This window comes from Nonomuraea sp. NPDC049129 (genome assembly GCF_040648495.1).
In the GTDB taxonomy this organism is placed as follows: domain Bacteria; phylum Actinomycetota; class Actinomycetes; order Streptosporangiales; family Streptosporangiaceae; genus Nonomuraea.
On sequence record NZ_JBEZDU010000005.1, the window covers coordinates 43,470 to 62,182 of the forward strand.

16 protein-coding genes are annotated in these 18,713 nt (G+C 70.9%); 5 read left to right on the forward strand and 11 right to left on the reverse strand.

Annotated features, from left to right (window positions below):
- Positions 1-56: 56 nt before the first annotated feature.
- The gene (locus tag AB0B64_RS16115) at positions 57-2,690 is read right to left on the reverse strand and encodes an AAA family ATPase (RefSeq protein WP_358178090.1); all 2,634 of its coding nucleotides are present in this window, start codon (positions 2,688-2,690) and stop codon (positions 57-59) included.
- A 73-nt stretch (positions 2,691-2,763) separates the two neighbouring features.
- Here AB0B64_RS16115 and AB0B64_RS16120 point away from each other — a divergent pair, with 73 nt between their 5' ends.
- Complete coding sequence (locus AB0B64_RS16120; protein ID WP_358178093.1) at positions 2,764-3,933, forward strand: MFS transporter; 1,170 nt, start codon at positions 2,764-2,766, stop codon at positions 3,931-3,933.
- 42 nt (positions 3,934-3,975) lie between these two features.
- On the opposite strand, the gene AB0B64_RS16125 is transcribed toward AB0B64_RS16120, so the two are convergent.
- Complete coding sequence (locus AB0B64_RS16125; protein WP_357956321.1) at positions 3,976-4,602, reverse strand: hypothetical protein; 627 nt, start codon at positions 4,600-4,602, stop codon at positions 3,976-3,978.
- A gap of 20 nt (positions 4,603-4,622) precedes the next feature.
- Between AB0B64_RS16125 and AB0B64_RS16130 the strand changes: the two genes are divergently transcribed.
- Positions 4,623-4,790: a hypothetical protein gene (locus AB0B64_RS16130; RefSeq protein ID WP_357955905.1), complete on the forward strand. Its 168-nt coding sequence runs from the start codon at positions 4,623-4,625 to the stop codon at positions 4,788-4,790.
- Positions 4,791-4,797: 7 nt separating this feature from the next.
- Here AB0B64_RS16130 and AB0B64_RS16135 read toward each other — a convergent pair whose 3' ends face one another.
- Entirely contained in the window at positions 4,798-6,360 is a 1,563-nt protein-coding gene (locus tag AB0B64_RS16135; RefSeq protein ID WP_357955907.1) for an ABC transporter substrate-binding protein, read from the reverse strand.
- 161 nt (positions 6,361-6,521) lie between these two features.
- Here AB0B64_RS16135 and AB0B64_RS16140 point away from each other — a divergent pair, with 161 nt between their 5' ends.
- Positions 6,522-8,423: a nitrate- and nitrite sensing domain-containing protein gene (locus AB0B64_RS16140; protein WP_357955909.1), complete on the forward strand. Its 1,902-nt coding sequence runs from the start codon at positions 6,522-6,524 to the stop codon at positions 8,421-8,423.
- Positions 8,416-8,772: a DUF742 domain-containing protein gene (locus AB0B64_RS16145; RefSeq protein WP_357644254.1), complete on the forward strand. Its 357-nt coding sequence runs from the start codon at positions 8,416-8,418 to the stop codon at positions 8,770-8,772. The genes AB0B64_RS16140 and AB0B64_RS16145 overlap by 8 nt, the downstream gene beginning before the upstream one ends.
- Positions 8,773-8,803: 31 nt before the next feature.
- On the opposite strand, the gene AB0B64_RS16150 is transcribed toward AB0B64_RS16145, so the two are convergent.
- Positions 8,804-10,195, reverse strand: a complete 1,392-nt coding sequence (locus AB0B64_RS16150) for an MFS transporter (RefSeq protein WP_358178096.1) — start codon at positions 10,193-10,195, stop codon at positions 8,804-8,806.
- Positions 10,196-10,267: 72 nt separating this feature from the next.
- On the opposite strand from AB0B64_RS16150, the gene AB0B64_RS16155 reads away from it, so the two are divergent.
- A complete protein-coding gene (locus tag AB0B64_RS16155) occupies positions 10,268-10,744 on the forward strand; it encodes a MarR family winged helix-turn-helix transcriptional regulator (protein ID WP_357955914.1) in 477 nt (158 codons plus the stop codon).
- 34 nt (positions 10,745-10,778) lie between these two features.
- Here AB0B64_RS16155 and AB0B64_RS16160 read toward each other — a convergent pair whose 3' ends face one another.
- From AB0B64_RS16160 to AB0B64_RS16190, 7 genes are read right to left on the reverse strand one after another with little or no spacing between them, the layout of a single operon-like run.
- A complete protein-coding gene (locus AB0B64_RS16160) occupies positions 10,779-11,642 on the reverse strand; it encodes an ABC transporter ATP-binding protein (RefSeq protein ID WP_358178702.1) in 864 nt (287 codons plus the stop codon).
- 2 nt (positions 11,643-11,644) lie between these two features.
- Positions 11,645-12,379, reverse strand: coding sequence for an ATP-binding cassette domain-containing protein (locus AB0B64_RS16165; RefSeq protein ID WP_358178099.1), 735 nt, complete (start codon positions 12,377-12,379; stop codon positions 11,645-11,647).
- A complete protein-coding gene (locus AB0B64_RS16170; RefSeq protein ID WP_358178102.1) occupies positions 12,376-13,278 on the reverse strand; it encodes an ABC transporter permease in 903 nt (300 codons plus the stop codon). The genes AB0B64_RS16165 and AB0B64_RS16170 overlap by 4 nt, the downstream gene beginning before the upstream one ends.
- Positions 13,275-14,291 (reverse strand): ABC transporter permease, encoded by a 1,017-nt coding sequence (locus tag AB0B64_RS16175; RefSeq protein WP_358178105.1) that lies wholly within the window; start codon positions 14,289-14,291, stop codon positions 13,275-13,277. The genes AB0B64_RS16170 and AB0B64_RS16175 overlap by 4 nt, the downstream gene beginning before the upstream one ends.
- Positions 14,292-14,294: 3 nt before the next feature.
- A complete protein-coding gene (locus tag AB0B64_RS16180; RefSeq protein ID WP_358178108.1) occupies positions 14,295-15,914 on the reverse strand; it encodes an ABC transporter substrate-binding protein in 1,620 nt (539 codons plus the stop codon).
- 23 nt (positions 15,915-15,937) lie between these two features.
- Complete coding sequence (locus AB0B64_RS16185) at positions 15,938-17,509, reverse strand: hydantoinase/oxoprolinase family protein (protein ID WP_358178111.1); 1,572 nt, start codon at positions 17,507-17,509, stop codon at positions 15,938-15,940.
- Positions 17,502-18,581 (reverse strand): DUF917 domain-containing protein, encoded by a 1,080-nt coding sequence (locus AB0B64_RS16190; RefSeq protein ID WP_358178114.1) that lies wholly within the window; start codon positions 18,579-18,581, stop codon positions 17,502-17,504. Before AB0B64_RS16190 ends, AB0B64_RS16185 begins: the two co-directional genes overlap by 8 nt.
- Positions 18,582-18,713: the final 132 nt, after the last annotated feature.

The window sequence follows — 18,713 nt, forward strand, 5'->3', positions numbered from 1 at the left end:
ACTGTGACGTGGCCCGGAGCGCGGCGGCTAGCCACGATCGGACGTCAACGACAGTGCTACAGAAGCCCGGTACGGCGGGCCAGGGCCGCCGCCTCGACCCGGGAGGCCACGCCGAGCTTGGCCATGATGTTGGACACATGCACACCCGAGGTCCTGGCCGAGATGAACAGCCGCTCGGCGATCTGCCTGTTGCTCAGCCCCTCGGCCACCAGCTCCAGCACCTCCAGCTCCCGCGCCGACAGCCCCGGCTCGGCCGTCAGGCGTACCCGGCCGCTGGCCGCCGCCGCCTCGACCTCCTGCCGCAGCGGCGCCGAGCCCAGCCGCTCGGCGATGGCGGCGGCCTCGCGCAGCAGCTCGCGTGCCGACTCCGGATCCTGCTCGGCCGCCCTGACCAGGGCTTGTCCCAGCGCGTACGGCTGGCCGACCGTCCGCCAGGCGGCCACGGCGGCCGCCCACGAGCCCCCGCACTCGGCCTCGAACGTCGCCTGGTACGCCTCCTGGACCCGCCCCGTCGTCTCCATGCCCGCGGGCGCCTGGCGCACCCGGCCCGTACGCGCGGCGATCACGAGCAGCGGCCACGCGTAGCGGCGGCTGAGCGTCAGGTCGTGCGCGGACAGCACGTGGTCGGCCAGCCGCCCGGCCCGCTCCACGTCACCGGCGGCGACGGCGAGCCTGCCTTCGAGCAGATCGGGCTCCAGGCACGAGTCGTAGCCGCGCGAGCGCCCGCGCATCAGCGGCCTGGCCCGATCCAGAACGTCGGCCGCCTCCTCCAGCGCGCCCTCCCAGACCGCGACCGTACCGAGCACCATCAGCAGCCAGGCCCGGTGGATCGGCGGCGGGTCGAGCGCCAGGGCCGCGTCGATGACCTCGCGCGCCTCCTTCCAGCGGCCGAGGGAGGCCAGGGGTTCGGCCAGGTTCGCGGCGATGTGGGCGCCGCGCGAGCGGGCCATGCCCAGGCGCTTGGCCTGTGCCATGCCCCGGCGCGCGACCGCCTCCGCCTTGGCGTGCTCGCCCGCCGCCTCCAGCACGTCGGCCTCGCCGGCGTACGCGGCCAGCACCGTGTCGTCGTCGGGAGCGGCGGCCCGCGCCTCGGCGTGCAGTCGCGACGCGGTCGCCAGGTCGCCTTCGAGCGCGGTGAGCGCGGCCAGCGTGACCAGGGATCTGGAGTCGCCGAGCGCCAGCGCGTCCTCGGCATGGGCACGGGCCTCGGCGTCCTGGCCGTTCCAGGCCAGCGTGTTGGCCAGGGCGCCGATCAGCCGGGCCTCGCGCGGCGCCAGCCGGATCGCCTCACGCAAGTCCGCCAGCCCTTCCTCACCGAGCAGATCGCGGATCGCCACGCGCAGCTCCAGCAGGTGGGCGGCCCGCAGTGGGTCGCGTACCTCGTCGAGCGCCCGGCTCGCGAGCTCCTCGGCCCGCTCGGCGTCACCCGCGTGCAGCGCGTCCTTGGCGGCCAGCTCCAGCACCGCCGCGTGATCCATACCGCCGTCGGAACCGTCATCAGGTGAGTCGGACTGCTCCCACAGTTCCAGTACGCGCTCCCACCGGCCCGCCCGCCAGGCCGCCTCGAAGGCGCGGCGCCGGTCGCCCGCCGCGTACCAGTGGTCGGCGGCCAGCTCGGGCCGCGCCTCGGCGCAGCGGGTGTGCAGCCGGATACGCTCCCCCGGCAGCAGGTCGTCGTAGACGGCGTCCCGGATCAACGTGTGCCTGAACACGTAGCCGTCCCCGTCCACCAGCAGCAGCCGAGCCCGTACGACCGGCCGCAGCGCCTCGTCGAGCGCCAGGTCGTCCAGCCCCGCCACGGCCCGCAGCACCTCGTGCGGCGTCCGGCTCCCTCCGTACGAGGGCGACACCGACGACGACACGGCGGCGATCCGCAGCACGTCCAGACTGGCCCGGCCGAGCCGCTCGGCTCCGGCGAGCAGCAGCTCGCGCAGCGACGCGGGCGTGGTGGCGGTGCCCGCGTCGGCCAGCGCCTCCACGAACAGCGGGTTGCCCTCACTGCGCGCCACGATCCGGTCGATGTCGGCCTGCTCACCCTCGCTGCCGCCGAGCATGCGCGCCACCTCGTCTCGGCCCAGTGGCGGGACCTTGAGTACCTCGGCCATGGGCAGGCGCAGCGGCTCGCGCGAGGTCGCGATCACTAGCACACCGGGTCGCGTCAGGTTGCGCAGCAGGAAGGCCAGCAGGTCGCGGCTGGCCTGGTCGGCCCAGTGCAGATCTTCCAGTACGAGGACGACGGGCCGCCGCTCGGCCGCCCGCTCGACCAGCAACAGCACCTCCTCGAACAGTCGAGCCCGCCCCAGCTCCGGGTGTTCCTCCAGGTCGCCGAGCTCGGGCAGCAGCCGAGCCAGCCCCTTCCGACCACCGCCGGGAACGAGCCCGGCACCGTACTCCCGGACCAGACGGCGCAGCACCGGCACGAACACCGCATACGGCACACCGCCCTGAACGCCATGGACGCCCGCCTGAACGCCATGCACACCGGCCTGAACGCCGTGCGCCGCCGCCGTCTGAAGGGCCGTCCCCGGGTCGGCGCCGCCCTCGGCCACCAGCGCGTCGACGCCGCGCGTGAACTCGCGTACCAGGGCCGATTTGCCGATGCCCGCCTCTCCCACGACGAGCACCGCGCCCGGTGTGCGCTCCAGGGCGGCCGCCAATGCGGCGAGCTGCTTCTGACGTCCGACGAACACAGCACCATTATGAAGAGGGGGCTACGCATCATGCCGGATGTGCCTAGGACGCGACTCCGGCACCGTTGGCAGCATGCTGACCCGCCCCGCCCCTTCTGGCGCGCTGCTCACCCGCCCGCTGCTCATGACCATGGCCGCCGCGGCCGGTGGGCTGCTCGGGTTCTACCTGCTGTTCGCGACCATGCCGCTCTACGCCGCGTCAGGCGGCGCGGGCGAGTCCGGTGTGGGGTTTACGACCGGCGCCATGATGCTGTCCACGGTCCTGCTGGAGCTGGCCGTCCCGTGGCTGCTGTCGAGGTACGGCTACCGCGCCGTGCTGGCGCTCGGTCTGGTGCTGCTCGGCCTGCCCTCCTTGCTGCTCCCCCTCTCGGCGGGGTTGCCGTTGATCCTCACGGTGGCCCTGCTGCGCGGCGGCGGGCTCGGCATCCTGGTCGTCGCGGGCACCGCGCTGGCGGCCGAACTGGTGCCCACTGAACGGCGTGGCGAGGGACTTGGCCTGTACGGCGTGGCGGTGGGTGTCCCGTCGGTCATCGGGCTGCCGCTGGGCCTGTGGGCGGCGGGAGTGCTCGGCTTCACCCCGGTGCTCGTCGTGGGCGGCCTGATCCCGCTGGCCGGACTGGTCGCGGTACTCGGACTGCCCGCCCTCAGACCCGCCGCAGAGACCGACGCAGCGCCCACCACTGGGCCTGGTGCCAAGGCGGCCGGGACGTTCGATCTGCGGAGTCAGGTGCGGCCCACGCTGATCTTCGCCGCGGTCACGCTGGCCGTCGGCGTGCTGGTGACGTTCCTGCCGCTGGCCGGGTCGCCAGAGCTGGCCTCGGGCGCGCTGCTCGCCCAGTCGCTCGGCACGCCGCTGGCGCGCTGGTGGGCGGGCAAGGTCGGGGACGGGCACGGCTCGGAGCGGCTGCTGGTGCCCGGCGTCCTCGTCACCGCTGTCGGCGTCGCCCTCCAGGTCTGGTCCGCCGAGCCGGTCGCGGTGGTGGCCGGGATGGCGCTGTTCGGCCTCGGGTTCGGGGTGCTGCAGAACGCCACGCTGGCGCTGATGCTCGAACGCGGCCCCGCCGGTCCGGTCAGTGCCCTGTGGAACCTCGCCTACGACGCGGGGATGGGTGTGGGCGCGATGGGGTTCGGCCTGTTCATCGGGCACACGGGCTACCCCGTGGGCTTCGCCGTGACCGCGGCGCTGGTCGCCGCCACCCTGCCACTGGCCCTGCGACGCACCCGCGCCACAACGCACCACTGAAGACTGCGGCAAACCCGCGCCACGCACCGCTGAAAATGCGGGTCAGCCGGTCCGCTCGACGCCCACCGTGATCTCGTTGCCCAGCTTGTGCTCACCCACGAGGTCGAGTGAGTCGCCGCTCCAGAACCGGCCCGGGTCATACCAGTTGGGCCGGCGCCCGCCGGGCAGCAGCCCCATCTCCTCGTACGTGATCGCGACGATCTCGGCGCAGTAGGCGCTCTCCAGGGTGCTCTCCCCCAGCCGGCGCCGCAGCTGCGGGATCCGCCCCCTGGCCCAGCGGGCCGCCAATCTCGCGGTGGAGGGGAACGGGGTGCCGTCGAGCCGGGCCACCGCACGCAGGGCCGCGTCCTCCATCTCGGGGGTCGCCTCGGGTTCGAGCTGGCGGAGCCAGGCGCGCTGACCGTACCTGTTGGCCCAGACGGTGACCGCGTCGCGCAGGTCGTGCAGCTGCACCCCACGCTGGTGGCTGCCCGACCAGAGGTCGGGCAGCGACCTGCCGAGCTCGGCGTGCCACATCATGGGCGGCAGGTCCTCGACGACGATCGCCATGCCGACGTGGTTGATCGGGCTGTTGGTCATCGTCTGGATGGCGCGGTCCGGCACCGAGCGCCCGCGGAAGACCCACAGATCACCGGTCCTGGTCAGGCTCACGGCCTCGTCGAGAGTCAGCACACCGTTAGCCTAGGCACATGCGCTGGTGGAAGGTACTCGGATTGGCCGGGGTCGCGGGAGTCGCGGCCACCGGGGTGGCGATCGCGCGGGCCGAACGACGCCGCCGCGCCTACACCCCCGAAGAGATCAAACAACGACTGCGGGACCGCGTCGAGGCGGGCGATCAAGACCACCTCACAAAGTGACAACGCTTTAGCCGGCCGGCCGCAGGTCGTAGACGAATACCACGTCGGGATAAGCCGGGTTGTCGTCATAGTTCTGGATGCCGCCAAGATAAGCCCGCTGGTAGTTGACCACCCAAGGCAGCGCCCCGGCGACCTGCTGGTCCAATATGCGGCTAGTGGCCTGCGCGAAGCCTCGCTGGGCGGCGGCCTTGTCGGTCACCGTGAGCTCGGGCAGCGTGTCGAGCAGGGCGTCCGTCTTCTTGTCCTTCAGATAGGCCAGGTTGAAGACGGGCGGCTCGGCGCTGTGGAAGACGTTGCCGAACCACGAGTAGCCGTCGGCGTAGTCCGGCCACCAGTACATGACGAAGATGTCCTGGCCGCGCTTCTTGCCCTGCTCCCATTGGGCGTTCCACGGCATCGCCCGCGCGTCCAGCGTGACGTTGAGCGTCTTGAGCGTGGCCTGCAGCCGCGTGACGAGCAGTCGCTCGTCGTTGTCGCCCTCGGCGTAGGTGAGCCGCAACCGCAGGGGGCGACCGGTGGGGCCGTAGCCCGCCAGCTGGAGCTGCCGCGCGGCCTCCACGAGGTCCTGTTTCGGCGCTCGTCCCGGGGTGTGGCCGGGCAGCCCTTCCGGCACGATGCCGCTGGTCGGTGAGGCGGCGCCCTTGAGTGCCTGAATGATGCCCTGGTAGTCGACGGCCTTCTGCACCGCGCGCCGTACCCGTACGTCGGCCATGGGGCCCGCGGCCGTGTTGAACAGCAGCATCATCGTCTGGAACGACGCCCGCTCGGACGTGCGCAGGCCCGGCGTGACCGACGCCCTGGCGTACAGGCGCGGGTTGAGCCGGTCCACGAAGCTCACGTCGCCGCGGAGCAGCATCTTCCAGGCCCGCTGGGGGTCGGGTATGACGCGGAACTCGACCGTGCGGTAGTGGGGCTGGCTCCAGCCGCCCCAGTAGCCGTCGTACGACTTGAGCGTGAGCTCCTTCTCCTTGCCCTTGCGCCAGCTCGCGACCGTGTACGGGCCCGAGCCCGCGTCCCGGCCCTCCTGGAACCACTTGCCGAGGTCGGGCGCGGCCTGGGTGTCGTAGATGTAGGCGGCGTAGCCGGAGGAGGCGACCAGGTCCAGCGGGACCGGGTACTTGAGGGTGAACGTCACGGTCTCCGCGTCGTCGGCCCGGATGCCGGACACCGCGTCCCAGATGTAGGACGCCCCGGTCCCGCCCTTCATGGTCCGCTCGATCGACGCCTTCACCGCCGCGGCGTCCAGGGGCCGGCCGGTGTGGAAGGTGACTCCCGAGCGCAGCGTGAACGTCCACGTCTTGCCGTCCGGCGACGAGCGCCACGCGGTGGCCAGCCGGGGGCTGGACTTCTTGGTCACCGGGTTCCAGACGGTCAGCGTCTCGTAGATGTTCTGCAGGGCGATGATCTCGTTGGAGTACGAGCGGCTGGGGTCCCAGTCGGTGATCACGTCCAGGTTCTGGACGTACACGAACGGCGACTCTCCGGCCGGTGCCTGCCGTACCTCTGTAGGGGTCGAACACGCGGCGATGGAGAGCACCAGCGCGGCGACCGCTGCGAGACGACGGCGCAACGCATCTCCCTCTGTGACGGATGTACGCCGAAACCTACTGCACGATGCCCGCCAAAAGTCCAAAAGTCCCGAAAAATTAGCCAATCCAGAGATCGAATTGCTATCCTCTGGGCTTGTCCCGTCCGGGGTTGCCAGCAGGGGACCGACCGGAATGAGGTGCCATGGGTCGTAGCCGAACGATCCGCATGAAGATCATCGGCCTACTGCTGGTTCCGCTTGCCTCGATGGTGGTGCTGTGGGGAGTCATCACCGCCGTCAGCGCGAGCCAGAGCTTGGAACTGCGCCAGTACAAGACGCTCTGGACCAACCTGCGGCTGCCCGCGTACAAGCTCATCAACGAGATCCAGCGCGAGCGCCTGGCTTCGGTGAAGCTGCTGCGTACGGGGAGTCCGGCCGACCGGTCGGCCACCGCGGCGCAGCGCACCAAGACCGACGTGGCCGACGCGGACTTCAAGAAGCTCTCCAGCCTGTCCATGAACTCCTCGGAGACGATCCGTACCCAGGTCGACTCCGTACTCACGCAGATGGACCGGCTGGACGCGGTCAGGGCCGAGATCGACGCGGGCCTGTCCGACCGCCTGCGCGCGGTCGAGTCCTACAACGCGATGACCGACGCGCTCTTCGGCCTGCACCGGCGGGTGGCGTTCATCGACGACATCCCCATCTACGAGCAGTCGCGCATCGTCATCGACATGGGGTACGCCAAGGAGCTGCTCACCAGGGAGCAGGCCATCGCGGTCGGGCCGACCACGGTCGCCGAGCGCAGGCTGTTCACCCAGTGGGTCGGCAACCGGCGCTTCCTCATCGACCAGGCGCTCGACGAGCTCGACCCGCGCCTGCGCGACACGCAGGTGTCGCTGATCACCTCGGCCGCCTATCAGCGGATGCGGCTCATGGAGGACCAGATCATCGCGGGCGGCGCCCCGAAGTCCTGGCTGACCACGGCCGACACGCTGGCCAAGTCGTTCCAGGAAGCCCAGATGCAGGCGAGCACGATGCTCTCCGCGCGGGCGGAGCCGGTGGCGGACTCGGTGCTCTACCAGTCGTTCGTGCTGGCGGGGACGTGTTTCGTCCTGGTGATCGTGTCGATCGCCTTCTCGCTGCGGATGGGCACGCGGCTGTCCAAGGAACTGCTCGGACTCCGGCAGGCCGCGCTCGAAGTGGCCCAGGAACGGCTGCCGCAGGTGGTGGCCAAGCTGCGCAAGGGTGAGAAGGTCGAGGTGCCCGAGTTGTCGGTGGCGAGCACGACCGTCGAGATCGCCGACGTCGGCCAGGCGTTCTCCACCGTCCAGCAGACGGCCGTGGAGGCCGCGGTCGGGCAGTCGCAGCTGCGCGACGGTGTCGGCCACGTCTTCCGCAACCTGGCCAGGCGCAGCCAGACCCTGCTGCACCGCCAGCGGATCCAGCTCGAGGGCATGCAGCACCGTACGACGGACCCGCACGCCCTCGACGACCTGTTCCGCCTCGACCACCTGACCACCCGCATGCGCCGGCACGCCGAGGGCCTGATCATCCTGTCGGGCGCCACCCCCGGCCGCGGCTGGAGCAAGCCCGTGCCGCTGCTGGACGTGGCGCGTGGCGCGGCGGCCGAGGTCGAGGACTACCAGCGCGTCACCGTCGAGCCGATGCCCGGGCAGCGCTTGGCCGGTCCGGTCGTCGGAGATGTGATTCACTTGATCGCCGAGCTCATCGAGAACGCCACCGTCAGCTCCCCGCCGCACACCACGGTCGTCGTGCGCGGCGAGGCGGCGGCCCGCGGCTTCGTCTTCGAGGTTGAGGACCGCGGGCTCGGGATGAGCGAAGAGAAGCTGGCCGAGTGCAACGAGCGCCTGGCCAGCCCACCGGAGTTCGACCTGGCCGACAGTGACGAGCTCGGCCTTTTCGTCGTCTCCCGCCTGGCCGCCAGGCATGACATCCGCGTCACGTTACGCGGTTCACCATATGGAGGGACCACCGCGATCGTGTTGATCCCGGCAGAACACGTGAGCGACCCGCCGGCCGAGCCGGAGAGCCGCGCCAAGGAGCCCGCCGCCCGGCCCATGCGGGTGGTGCCCAGTGAATGACGAGCGGTGGCTGGACGAGGACGCTGGTCCTATCGTCCCCGCCTACTTACTGACCAGGGGCCGGACCGTCCCCGCGAGCAAGGCCATCGACCTCATCGCGGTGATCATTACGGCCGGCGGCCTGACGCCGCCCGCCGGGCTCGGCCCCGAACATCTGATCATCATGCAGAAGTGCACGAAACCGACCCGGCTCGTGGACGTGGCCGCCGAGCTGAACCTGCCCATCGGTGTGGTCCGGGTGCTCGTCGGCGACCTGCACGCGCAGCAGCTCGTTCAGGTCGAGCCGCCGCGCCCCGCGCCCGACGCCACGGTGCTGCTGGAGGTGATCAGCGGCCTGAAGGCGCTCTGAGAGCGCCCCCAGGCCGCACGGGCTGTCCTGTTCAGGCTGCCACGACTGTCACACGGCGGTTGAGCAGGCCGAACACGGCGGCGAAGGCCGCCGCCACCCCGCCCGCGACGGCGGCCACCCCGAAGACCCACTGATATCCGAGTACGCCCGGCTGAGCGGCCAGGACGGCGGCGATGACCGCGCCCGCGGTGCTGCCGCCCACGATGCGTACCAGCGCGTTGACCCCGGCGGCCAGCGCCGTCTTGTCCGGGGCGACGTGCTCGACCGCCATGGTGCCGAGAGCCGCGTAGCCCACCCCGAGCCCGATGCCCAGCAGCGACGTCGCCACGTAGATGTCACCCCCGGTCCGGTGCGCGAAGACCAGCCAGACCGCCGCGAGCGCGACGACCCCGGCACCGGCCGCCACCATCGACGAGGCCGAGAACCTGCGCATGAACCGCCCGGCGAACAGCGAGATCACCAGCATGAACAGCGTGCTGGGCAGCAGGTAGAACCCCACTTCCAAGGTGGAGGCCCCCAGCCCCGAGGCCGGCGCCTGGGTGAACCCCGAGATGCCCGTCATGACGGTGAAGAAGGCGAACCCGAGCAGCATCGAGGCCACCGTCGCGCCGACCGTGCCGCGCTGCACCAGCATCGACATCTGCACCAGCGGCTCGGCCACCCGCCGCTCGACCGCCACCCAGACCACCGCGACCACCACCGCGGCCGCGAACAGCCCGATCACCCCCGGCGAGCCCCAGCCCCACGATCCGCCCTCGCTGATGGCCAGCAGCAGCGCGACCAGCCACACGGTCAGCAGGAACGCCCCGGCCAGGTCCGGCCGCCCGCCGCGACCCGGAGCCCGGTCGCGCACCAGGAAGGCGACGATCACCGCGGCGACCACCGTGATCGCGGCGGTGATCCAGAACACGGCGTGGTAGTCACCCGAGGCGAGCCCCGCGAGGATCATCCCGCCCCCGCTGCCGAACCCCATCGTGGCGCTGAGCACCCCGATGCCGGTGGCCAGCTGCTGCCTGGGCAGCAGGTCACGGACCACCCCGATCGCCAGTGGCACCAGCGCCGCCACGAATCCCTGCAGGACCCGGCCCAGGAGCAGCCACGGCAACGAGGTGGCCAGTCCCCCGATGACAGAGCCGATCACCAGGAGGGCCAGCGCGCCGAGGATCATCGGCCGCCTGCCGTACATGTCGCCGAACCTGGACAGCAACGGCGTGGACACCGCGCCGACCAGCAGGCTCAGCGTGAGCGTCCAGCTCACGGCGGAGAGCGAGGTGTGCAGCTCGCGCTGGAGCACGGGAAGCAAGGGGACCACGGCCGTGTTCTGCAAGGCGGCGATGGAGGCCGCGAACGCGAGCGCGACCACCGCGGGCCACGGGCTCCGCTCGGACGTCTCAGGCGGCGCGGAAGCGACGATTGTCGCCATGTCGGCTCCTTAGATAACTTGGGTAAGTAACCGAGAGACGATGATACATACGTAAGTTAGGTAATCAAAGCGATGGGTGAAGATCTCAGCAAGACGGTGTCGGCCTTCAGGCGGTTGGTGACCACCCTCAACCGCGCCAAGACGCATGATCAGCTGACCCAGGCGGCCGGCGTCCGGCTCGACCGTCCTGACGTGCAGATCCTCGTCTATCTCCTCGACGCCGGTGAGCCGCGCAGGGTGGGCGCGATCGCCGAGGGCCTGCAGGTGGAGAGCCCGCACGTGACCCGGCACGTCTCGTCGCTGGAGCAGCGCGGGCTGCTGTCCCGGGTCAAGGACCCCGACGACGGCCGGGCCTGGCGGATCGCGCTCACCGATGAGGGCGCCGAGGCGGCCACCCGATGCCGCCGCATCACCGTCGACTGGTTCGACGCCGCGATCGCCGACTGGCCCACGGAGGAGCGGGCCGAGTTGGAGCGACTGCTGTCCAAGCTCTCCGACGACCTGTGCACCCACCTCCAGGGCCGCTTCGCGGACAGCACGGCCAAGTAGGCGCCCTCAGCCCGGCCCAGCTGGGTGAGCGTGCTCAGCCCAGAACGTCTTCGGCGCGGTGGCAGGCCACCTGACGGCCGTCGATCTCCCTGAGCGCGGGCGCCGTCGCGCACTCCGGCACGGCCAGCGGGCAGCGCAGCCGGAACGGGCAGCCCGTCTCCGCGGGCCGGGCCTCCGTCCTGCCCCTGGCCACGGGCGGCTCTCCCCCGAGCTTCGGTACGGCGTCACGCAGCGCCAGCGTGTACGGGTGCGCGGGCCTGGCCAGAATGTCGGCCGTCGGCCCCGACTCCACGACGCGACCCGCGAACATGACGTGCGAGGTGCGGCAGAGCCGGCCGACCACGGCCAGGTTGTGCGTGATGAGCAGATGTTCCGTGTCGAGGCCGGCCAGCAGGTCGAGGATCCTGGCCTGGACGGTCACGTCGAGCGCGCTGGTGGGCTCGTCGAGGATGAGCAGCCGGGGGCCGACCGCGAGCGCCCTGGCGATGACCACGCGCTGGCGCTGGCCGCCCGAGAGCTGGTGCGGGCGTCTGGTGGCCAGGTCCGGGGAGAGGCCGACCTGGTCCAGGAGTTCGGGGACGCGGTGCCTGGCGTTCCTGGGGAGGGCTTCGGCTATGGAGGCGCCGACGCGCATCCTGGGGTCGAGGGCTTCGGCTTGGAAGACCGGTTGGACGTCTCTGCGAAACGCCCTCATGTCCGCTTTTTTCAGGGTTTGCTGGCCGTACCAGATATTTCCTGATGTGGGGGTTAGTAGGCCCAGGAAGGCCCGCGCCAGCGTGGTCTTGCCCGAGCCGCTCTCCCCGATCAGGCCGACGCCGCCGTCGGTGAGGTCGAGCGTGACGTCGTGCACGACCGGCGTCTTGCCGTACCCCAGCGTCACCCCCTCCGCCCTGAGCATCGTCACGGCAGCGCCTCCAGCAGCTCACGGGTGTACGGATGGGACGGCTCGGCGAGCACCCCGGCGGCCGGGCCGCTCTCCACGACCGCGCCGTCCTTCATGACCAGCACCCGATCGGCGATCGTGGAGACCAGCGCCAGGTCGTGGGAGACGAGCAACAGGGCCAGGCCGCGCTCGGTGCGCAGCCGCCGCAGCACGCCGACGACCTCGGCCTGCACGGTCACGTCGAGCGCGCTGGTGGGCTCGTCGGCCAGGATCACCTCGGCGCCGAGCGCGATGGCCAGCGCGATCGCGAACCGCTGCGCCTGACCGCCGGAGATCTCGTGCGGATAGCGGCGCAGGATGCCCGGATCGAGCATGACCGCCTCAACGGCCTCCACCATGATCCGGTCGGCGCTCAGGCCGTGCAGCTTCAGGGCGCGGCGCATCAGGGTGCCCAGGCGGGTCGTGGGGCTGAGTGCGGCCTGGGGTGACTGCATCACGAGCGCCACCCTGGCGCCCCTGATCTCACGGAGCCGCCGTTCCGGGGCTTGGAGCACCTCAACCCCACAGACCCGGATATTTCCGGACACGTGAGCGCCCTCGGTGAGGCCCAGCAGCGAGAGCAGCGTGGTCGACTTGCCCGACCCGCTCTCCCCCACGATCGCCACGCACTCCCCCGCGCGCACGTCCAGCTCCGGCACGTGGGCGACCAGCCGCTCTCCGTACCGCACCTGAAGATCCCTGACCTCGATCACTTCACGACCCTTCGCGGGTCCAGGGCGTTGCGCAGCCCTTCCCCCAGCACGTTGAAGGCGAACGCCGTCACCAGGATCGCCAGACCGGGAAAGGTCACGACCCACCAGTTCGTGGTGAACAGCGTCTGACCCTGCTCCACCATCAGCCCCCACTCCGCCGTCGGCTCCTGCGCGCCGAGCCCCAGGTACGACAGCGCGGCGGCGGTCAGGATCACCCCGCCCGCGTCGAGGGAGATCTGGACCAGGACGGGGGTGAGCGAGTTCGGCAGGACGTGTCTCAGGACGATCATGGGCGCGGGCACGCCCAGGCAGCGGGCCGCGTCCACGTACCCACGCGTCGAGATGGAGGCCGCCACGGAGGCGGACAGCCGGGCGTACCAGGGCCACCAGGTCGCCGCGATGGCCACGATCGCGGTCGTCACGCTGGGCTGCAGCACCACGGCCAGCGCCAGCGACAGCAGCAGCGCGGGGAAGGCCAGGAAGACGTCGGTGACGCGCATGATGACGTCCCGCACCCAGCCGCCGGCATAGCCCGCCACCACGCCCAGCGTGACGCCCACGACCGCCGACATCGCCAGCACGGCCACGGCGATGGTCAAAGAGGTCCGCCCGCCGTACAGGACCTGGGTGAGCACGTCGCGCCCGACCTTGTCGGTCCCGAACCAGTGCGCGCCGCTCGGCGGGAGCAGCGTGTTGACGAGATCGAGCCGGTCCACCGGGTACGGCGCGAGCCACGGCGCCAGGATCGTGGCCAGCAGGATGAGCACGATGAGCACCGCCCCGGCGGCGGCAAAACGGTCGGTGATCTTCGGCAGCGTACGGCGCAACCGCACCGGCTCCGGAGCGTCCTCGGGACGCGGCTCCAAGCGGCCCTCCTGGCTCGTCAGCCCCTCGCTCATCGGGCCCTCGCTCTCGGGTCCACCACGCCCTGGAGGAGGTCCACGATCAGGTTGGCCAGCACATAGACCATCGCGACCAGCAGCGTGACGCCCGCGATGGCCGGGGTGTCGAGGCTGTGGATCGACTCGACGGCGTACCGGCCCAGCCCCGGCCAGTTGAACACCGCCTCGACCAGGAACCCGTTCACGATCGCGTACGCGAACACCAGGGCGATCAGGGACAGCACCGGGTTCAGCGCGGGCCGCAGCGCGAACCTGGTCAGGATCGACGTCTCCCCGAAACCGAGCGCCCGCTCCAGCCGGGCGTGGTCCTGGCCGGACTCCTCGATGAGCGCCGCCCTGGTCATCTGCGCGATCACGCCCGCCGGGTAGGCCGCCACGACCAGCGCGGGGAGCACCAGGTGTTCGAGCGTGCTGGTGAAGATCGGCCAGTTGCCGGTGATGAGCGCGTCGACGATGGTGATGTTGGTCCAGAGCGTCAGCGGGCTGGTGGTGTCGAGCGTCGAGTCGTACTCTCCGGCGACCGGGAACCAGCCGAGGTTGCTGGCGAACACCGTCTGCAGCGTCAGGGCCAGCCAGAACACCGGGACCGAGACGGCCAGCATGCTCGCGACCCGCACCCCAAAGTCCGGAAATTTCGTCTTATAGCGGGCTGCGAGCACGCCGACCGGAATGCCCACCGCGATCGCGATGAGCAGCGCCGTACCGACCAGCTCCAGAGAGGCGGGGAAGGCGAGCAGCAGGTCGTCGCGGACCGGCTGCCGAGTGCGCAGGCTGGTGCCCCAGTCGCCCGTGACCAGGTCCCTGACGTAGTTCCAGAGCTGCACCGGGATCGCGTCGTCCAGCCCGAACCGCAGCCGGGCCGCGGCGAGCTCCTCGGGCGTCGCCTTCGGCCCGGCGAACGCGACCGCCGGATCGCCGGGCACCAGCCGCATGATGGCGAACGTCAGCACGACCACCCCGGCCACGACCAGGACGGCCTGGCCGAGGCGGCGGGCCAGATAGCGCGGCACGGCTCAGCTTGCGGGCTTGAGATCGTAGAAGAAGACCACGTTGGGATAGGCCGGGTTGTCGACGTACCCCTGCACGTCCGCCGTCAGCGCGCGCTGGTAGGTCTGCACGTACGGCACCGCCACCGCGGCCTGGTCCTGGATGATCTGCTTCTGGATGGTCGCGTACGACTGCTCGGCGGCGAACTTGTCGGTGGCCGTGAGCTGCGGCAGCGCGTCGATCTCCTTGTCGATCTCGGCGTTCTTCAGGTAGGAGAGGTTGAACTGCGGCTTGTCCGCGCTCCTGAACACGTTGAGGAACCACGAGTAGGCGTCGGCGTAGTCGGGATACCAGTACATGACGAAGATGTCCTGGCCCTGCTTCTTGCCCTGGTCCCACTGCGCGTTCCAGGCCATCGGCTTGGCCTCCAGGCGCACGTTGAGCTGCTTCAGCGCCGAGCTGAGCAGCGTCACCAGGAGCTTCTGGTCCTCGTCGCCCTGGGCGTAGGTCATCTTCAGCTTCAGCTCGGGGAAGTCGGGGCCGTAGCCCGCCTCGGCCAGCAGCGCCTGCGCCTTGGGCAGGTCCTGCTTGGGCTCCATGTTGGCGGTGTAGCCGATGAGGCCTTGCGGCACCAGGCCGGTGCTCTTCTTGCCCGCGCCCTTCAGCGCCGCCACGAGGCCGTCGTAGTCGAGCGCGAGCTGGAGCGCCTGCCGGATCTTGACATCCTTCATCGGGCCGGTGGCGGTGTTGAACAGCAGCAGGAGGTTCTGGAAGGACGGCGTCTGCGAGGTCTGTACGCCCTGGGTCGCGCTCGCCTGCTCGAACAGCTGCGGGTTGAGGCGCTCGACGAAGTTCACCTCGCCCTTCTGCAGCAGTTGCCAGGCGGTGGTGATCTCGGGGGTGACCCGGAAGGCGATCTTCTTGTACTGCTCGGGCTTCCAGCCGCCCCAGTAGTCCTCGTACGCCTTCAGCGTGAGCTCGGTCTCCTTGCCCTTCTGCCAGGTGTCGATGGTGTACGGGCCGGTGCCGGCGTCGGTCTTGCCGTCCTTGAGCTTGTCGGCGGCGGCCGTGTCATAGATGTAGGCGGCGTAGCCGGAGGAGGCGATCAGGTCGAGCGGAGCCGCGTACTTGAGCTTGAACGTCAGCGTCGCCGGGTCGGGCGTCTCGATCGTCTTGACCGAGCCCCAGATGTAGGCGGCGCCCGCGTTCATCTTGATCGTGCGCTCGATGGCCTTCTTGGCCGCCTCGGCGTCCATGGGGGCGCCGGTGTGGAACTTCACGCCCTGGCGCAGCTTGAACGTCCACTGCTTGCCCCCGTCGGCCGACGTCCACTCGGTGGCCAGACGCGGCTCGGGCTTCTGCGACTGGGTGTTGTACCTGGTCAGGCCCTCGTAGATGTTGGACATGGCGATGATCTCGTTGGAGTACGAGGTCGCCGGGTCCCAGTCGGTGACCACGTCGAGGTTGGGCGCGTAGACGAAGGTGGCGTCGTTGGCCTTGGTGGCGGCGACGGCGGACTCGCTCGTCATGGCGCTCGGCCTCGGTGTCCGGTCCGCACCGCGTACCTGGCCGCCCGCGCACGCGGTTGCGGTCATGGCCACGGCCCCGGTGACCCCGGCGACGAGCAGACGCTTGTGCCAGCGCATGGGTGGGGAGTCCTTTCGATCTGTCACCGGGACAGAGGTCCGGCGGCTTTGACGTGTACCCGCACCGCGGGTTCTGAGAGGTAGCTCAGCGGCACCTCGAGCAGGTCGACGATCTCCACCCTGGCCGGGTCCGCACCCGCCGCCACGGCACGAGCCGCCGCCTCCTCTTTGACTCTTTCGATCGCCTTTGCCCGGCTTTCGCCCGCAGGCAAGATCGTATCGACTCTGCCACTCGCGAGGGCGATAGCGGCACCAACGGCGTTGGCCACCTCGGCGTGCTCGGGACGGATGACGCCGCTCACGCCGGGGATCTCGGCGGGCAGCAGAAAGGCGCCGCCACCCACCGCCACCAGCGGACGGTCGGCCCGGCCGAGCGCCATCCGGTCCACGGCGTCGATCACCATGGCGTCGGCGACGACCAGCGCGCTTTGCAGAGTGTCGCGGAATGTTTCCGTCATGTCGGTGGCGGCTTCCAGCCGTTCGCGCCAGTCGGCGGCGTTCGCCGGGACGCGGCCGCCCGCCACGGCGGCGTCGGTGACCGTGGTCGTGGCGCCGCCGAAGACCAGCGCCTCCTCCGCGATCCGGTACCCCACCGAGTCCGGCCCCACCCGCGCTCTGCCCCCGCCCGTTCGGACCACGGTGCCGCCGCCCAGGGCGATGGCCAGGATGTCCGGCATCCGGAAGTTCGTCAGCACCCCGCCGATCTCCACCGCCGCCGCCGACTCCCTCGGGAAGCCACCGACCAGCACGCCCAGGTCGGTGGAGGTGCCGCCCACGTCGGCCACGATCGCGTCACGTACCCCCGACAGGAACGCCGCCCCGCGCAGCGAGTTCGCCGGTCCGGAGCCGATCGTGGACACCGGCAGCCGCGCGGCGTGCGCCACCGTCATGAGCGTGCCGTCGTTCTGGGCGAGGTACGGCCGCGCCCCCAGCCCCCGTTCGGCCAGCGCCGTCACCAGGGCCTCGGTCACATGGGCCGCCACACCGTACAGGGCGGCGTTGAGCACGGTCGCGTTCTCCCGCTCCAGCAGCCCGAGGGAGCCGATCTCGTGGCTCACCGAGACGGGCAGCCCGTACTCGTTCCGGACCAGCTCCTCGACCGCCCGCTCGTGGTCGGCGCTGGCCGGGCTGAACACCCCGGTCACCGCCACGGCGTCGGCCCGTACGCCGTCCAGGAACCGGCGGATCGCGCCGAGGTCGAGCGGGCCGATCTCCCGTCCGTCGACGTAGTGTCCGCCCGGCACGATGACCTCACCGGCGGACACGGCCTTGCGCAGGTCGTCCGGCCAGTCGGAGAGCGGCGGTACGGCGGTGGTCGCGGGCGCGCCGAGCCGGAGCACGGCCACCCGGCCGAGGTTCCTGCGCTCCAGGATCGCGTTGGTCGCGTGCGTGGTGCCCAGCATGACCCGGGTGATCCGCTCCCACGACGCCACGTCGACCAGCACCGCGTCCAGGGCCGCCCGTAACCCCTCGGTCACGTCCGGCGTCGTCGGCCGCTTGGCCTTCGCCACCACCCGGTCGGCGGCGTCCAGCACGACGGCGTCCGTGTTCGTGCCACCGACGTCGATCCCGATCCGCAGCGCGCCCTCAGTCACGCGGCTCCCCCTTCGCCAGCTCCTCGATCGGCACGTACTCCAGGTCGTAGCCGAACGCGCGCGGCCCCGCCGTCTCCAGCCCCTTGGGCGTCCGCCAGAGCGGGTCACACGGCCAGGCGAGCACCGTGACGCGCTGGCCGTAGCGCAGACTCTCGGTCTGTACGGCGGCGGCCGTCTCGGTGTCGACCACGGTGATCAGGTCGGGCACCATGGCCCTGGGGCGGCCGTTCTCAAGGGCGACGAGGTTCTCGTTCTGGAGCTCCAGCGTGAGCGTGCGGCCCCGGTCGTCACCGGTGCCCTCGATCGTGGCCCTACCCCTGACGAACCCGCCGGTGGTGCGCCGTTCGACGTCCGTCAGCTTGCCGGTGATCAGCCGGGCCGCGCCGAGCCGTTCCGCCAGGGCGCACAGCGGCTCCGCCGCGCCCTCGGTGGCCCGGCCGACGGCCAGCGCGCGGGTGACCGTACCCTCGATGACCGCGCCGCGTGCCTGTGCGGCGGTGAGCACGTAGTCGGCCATCAGCGCGTGCGAGCCCGCCGCCACGCAGACGGCGCGCGCCAGACGCTCGGACCAGAGGCCGTCGATGGGGCGGATCGTCACGATGTTCCCCACGATGTCGGACATGATGACGAGGTCGGCAGGCAGCCCCGCCACGTACATCGACACCATCTGCACCTCGGGAAACGCCCGCCCCATGCCGTCGGCGTCGAGCAGCGGCAGGCCGAGCTGGGCGGCCCAGGCGACGGGCGCGACACCGTTCGCCCCGCCGATCTCCGACGACATGACCGCGGCCGGCGGGCGGCCGAAGATCCGCTCGATCTCCTCCGCGATCCGCCTGGGCTCGTCCTCGCCGTGGATCATCTCGTGGCTGACGGTCGGCGCGCCGATGCCGGACAGCGGCACGACCAGCGCGTCCGCGGGCAGATCCGCGAGCTCGATGAGCGGTACCGGGCCATACGTCTGGATCGCCCGGATCGCCGCCAGAGACCCGGTACGCACGTCCCCGCCGCCTCCGGTGCCCAGCACGGCACATCCCCGGGCGAGGGCGGGAATGTCACTGATGTCGATGGTCATATGGCGACACAACCAAGCACATAGCCACTCATTGCGCCAGTCAGGTCGGCGTTACGAGGACCAACTCGGGCCTGTGAACCGTCGGCTCAGGTCGGCGAACCGGGGTTACGGAGGCCGACTCAAATCGGCGAA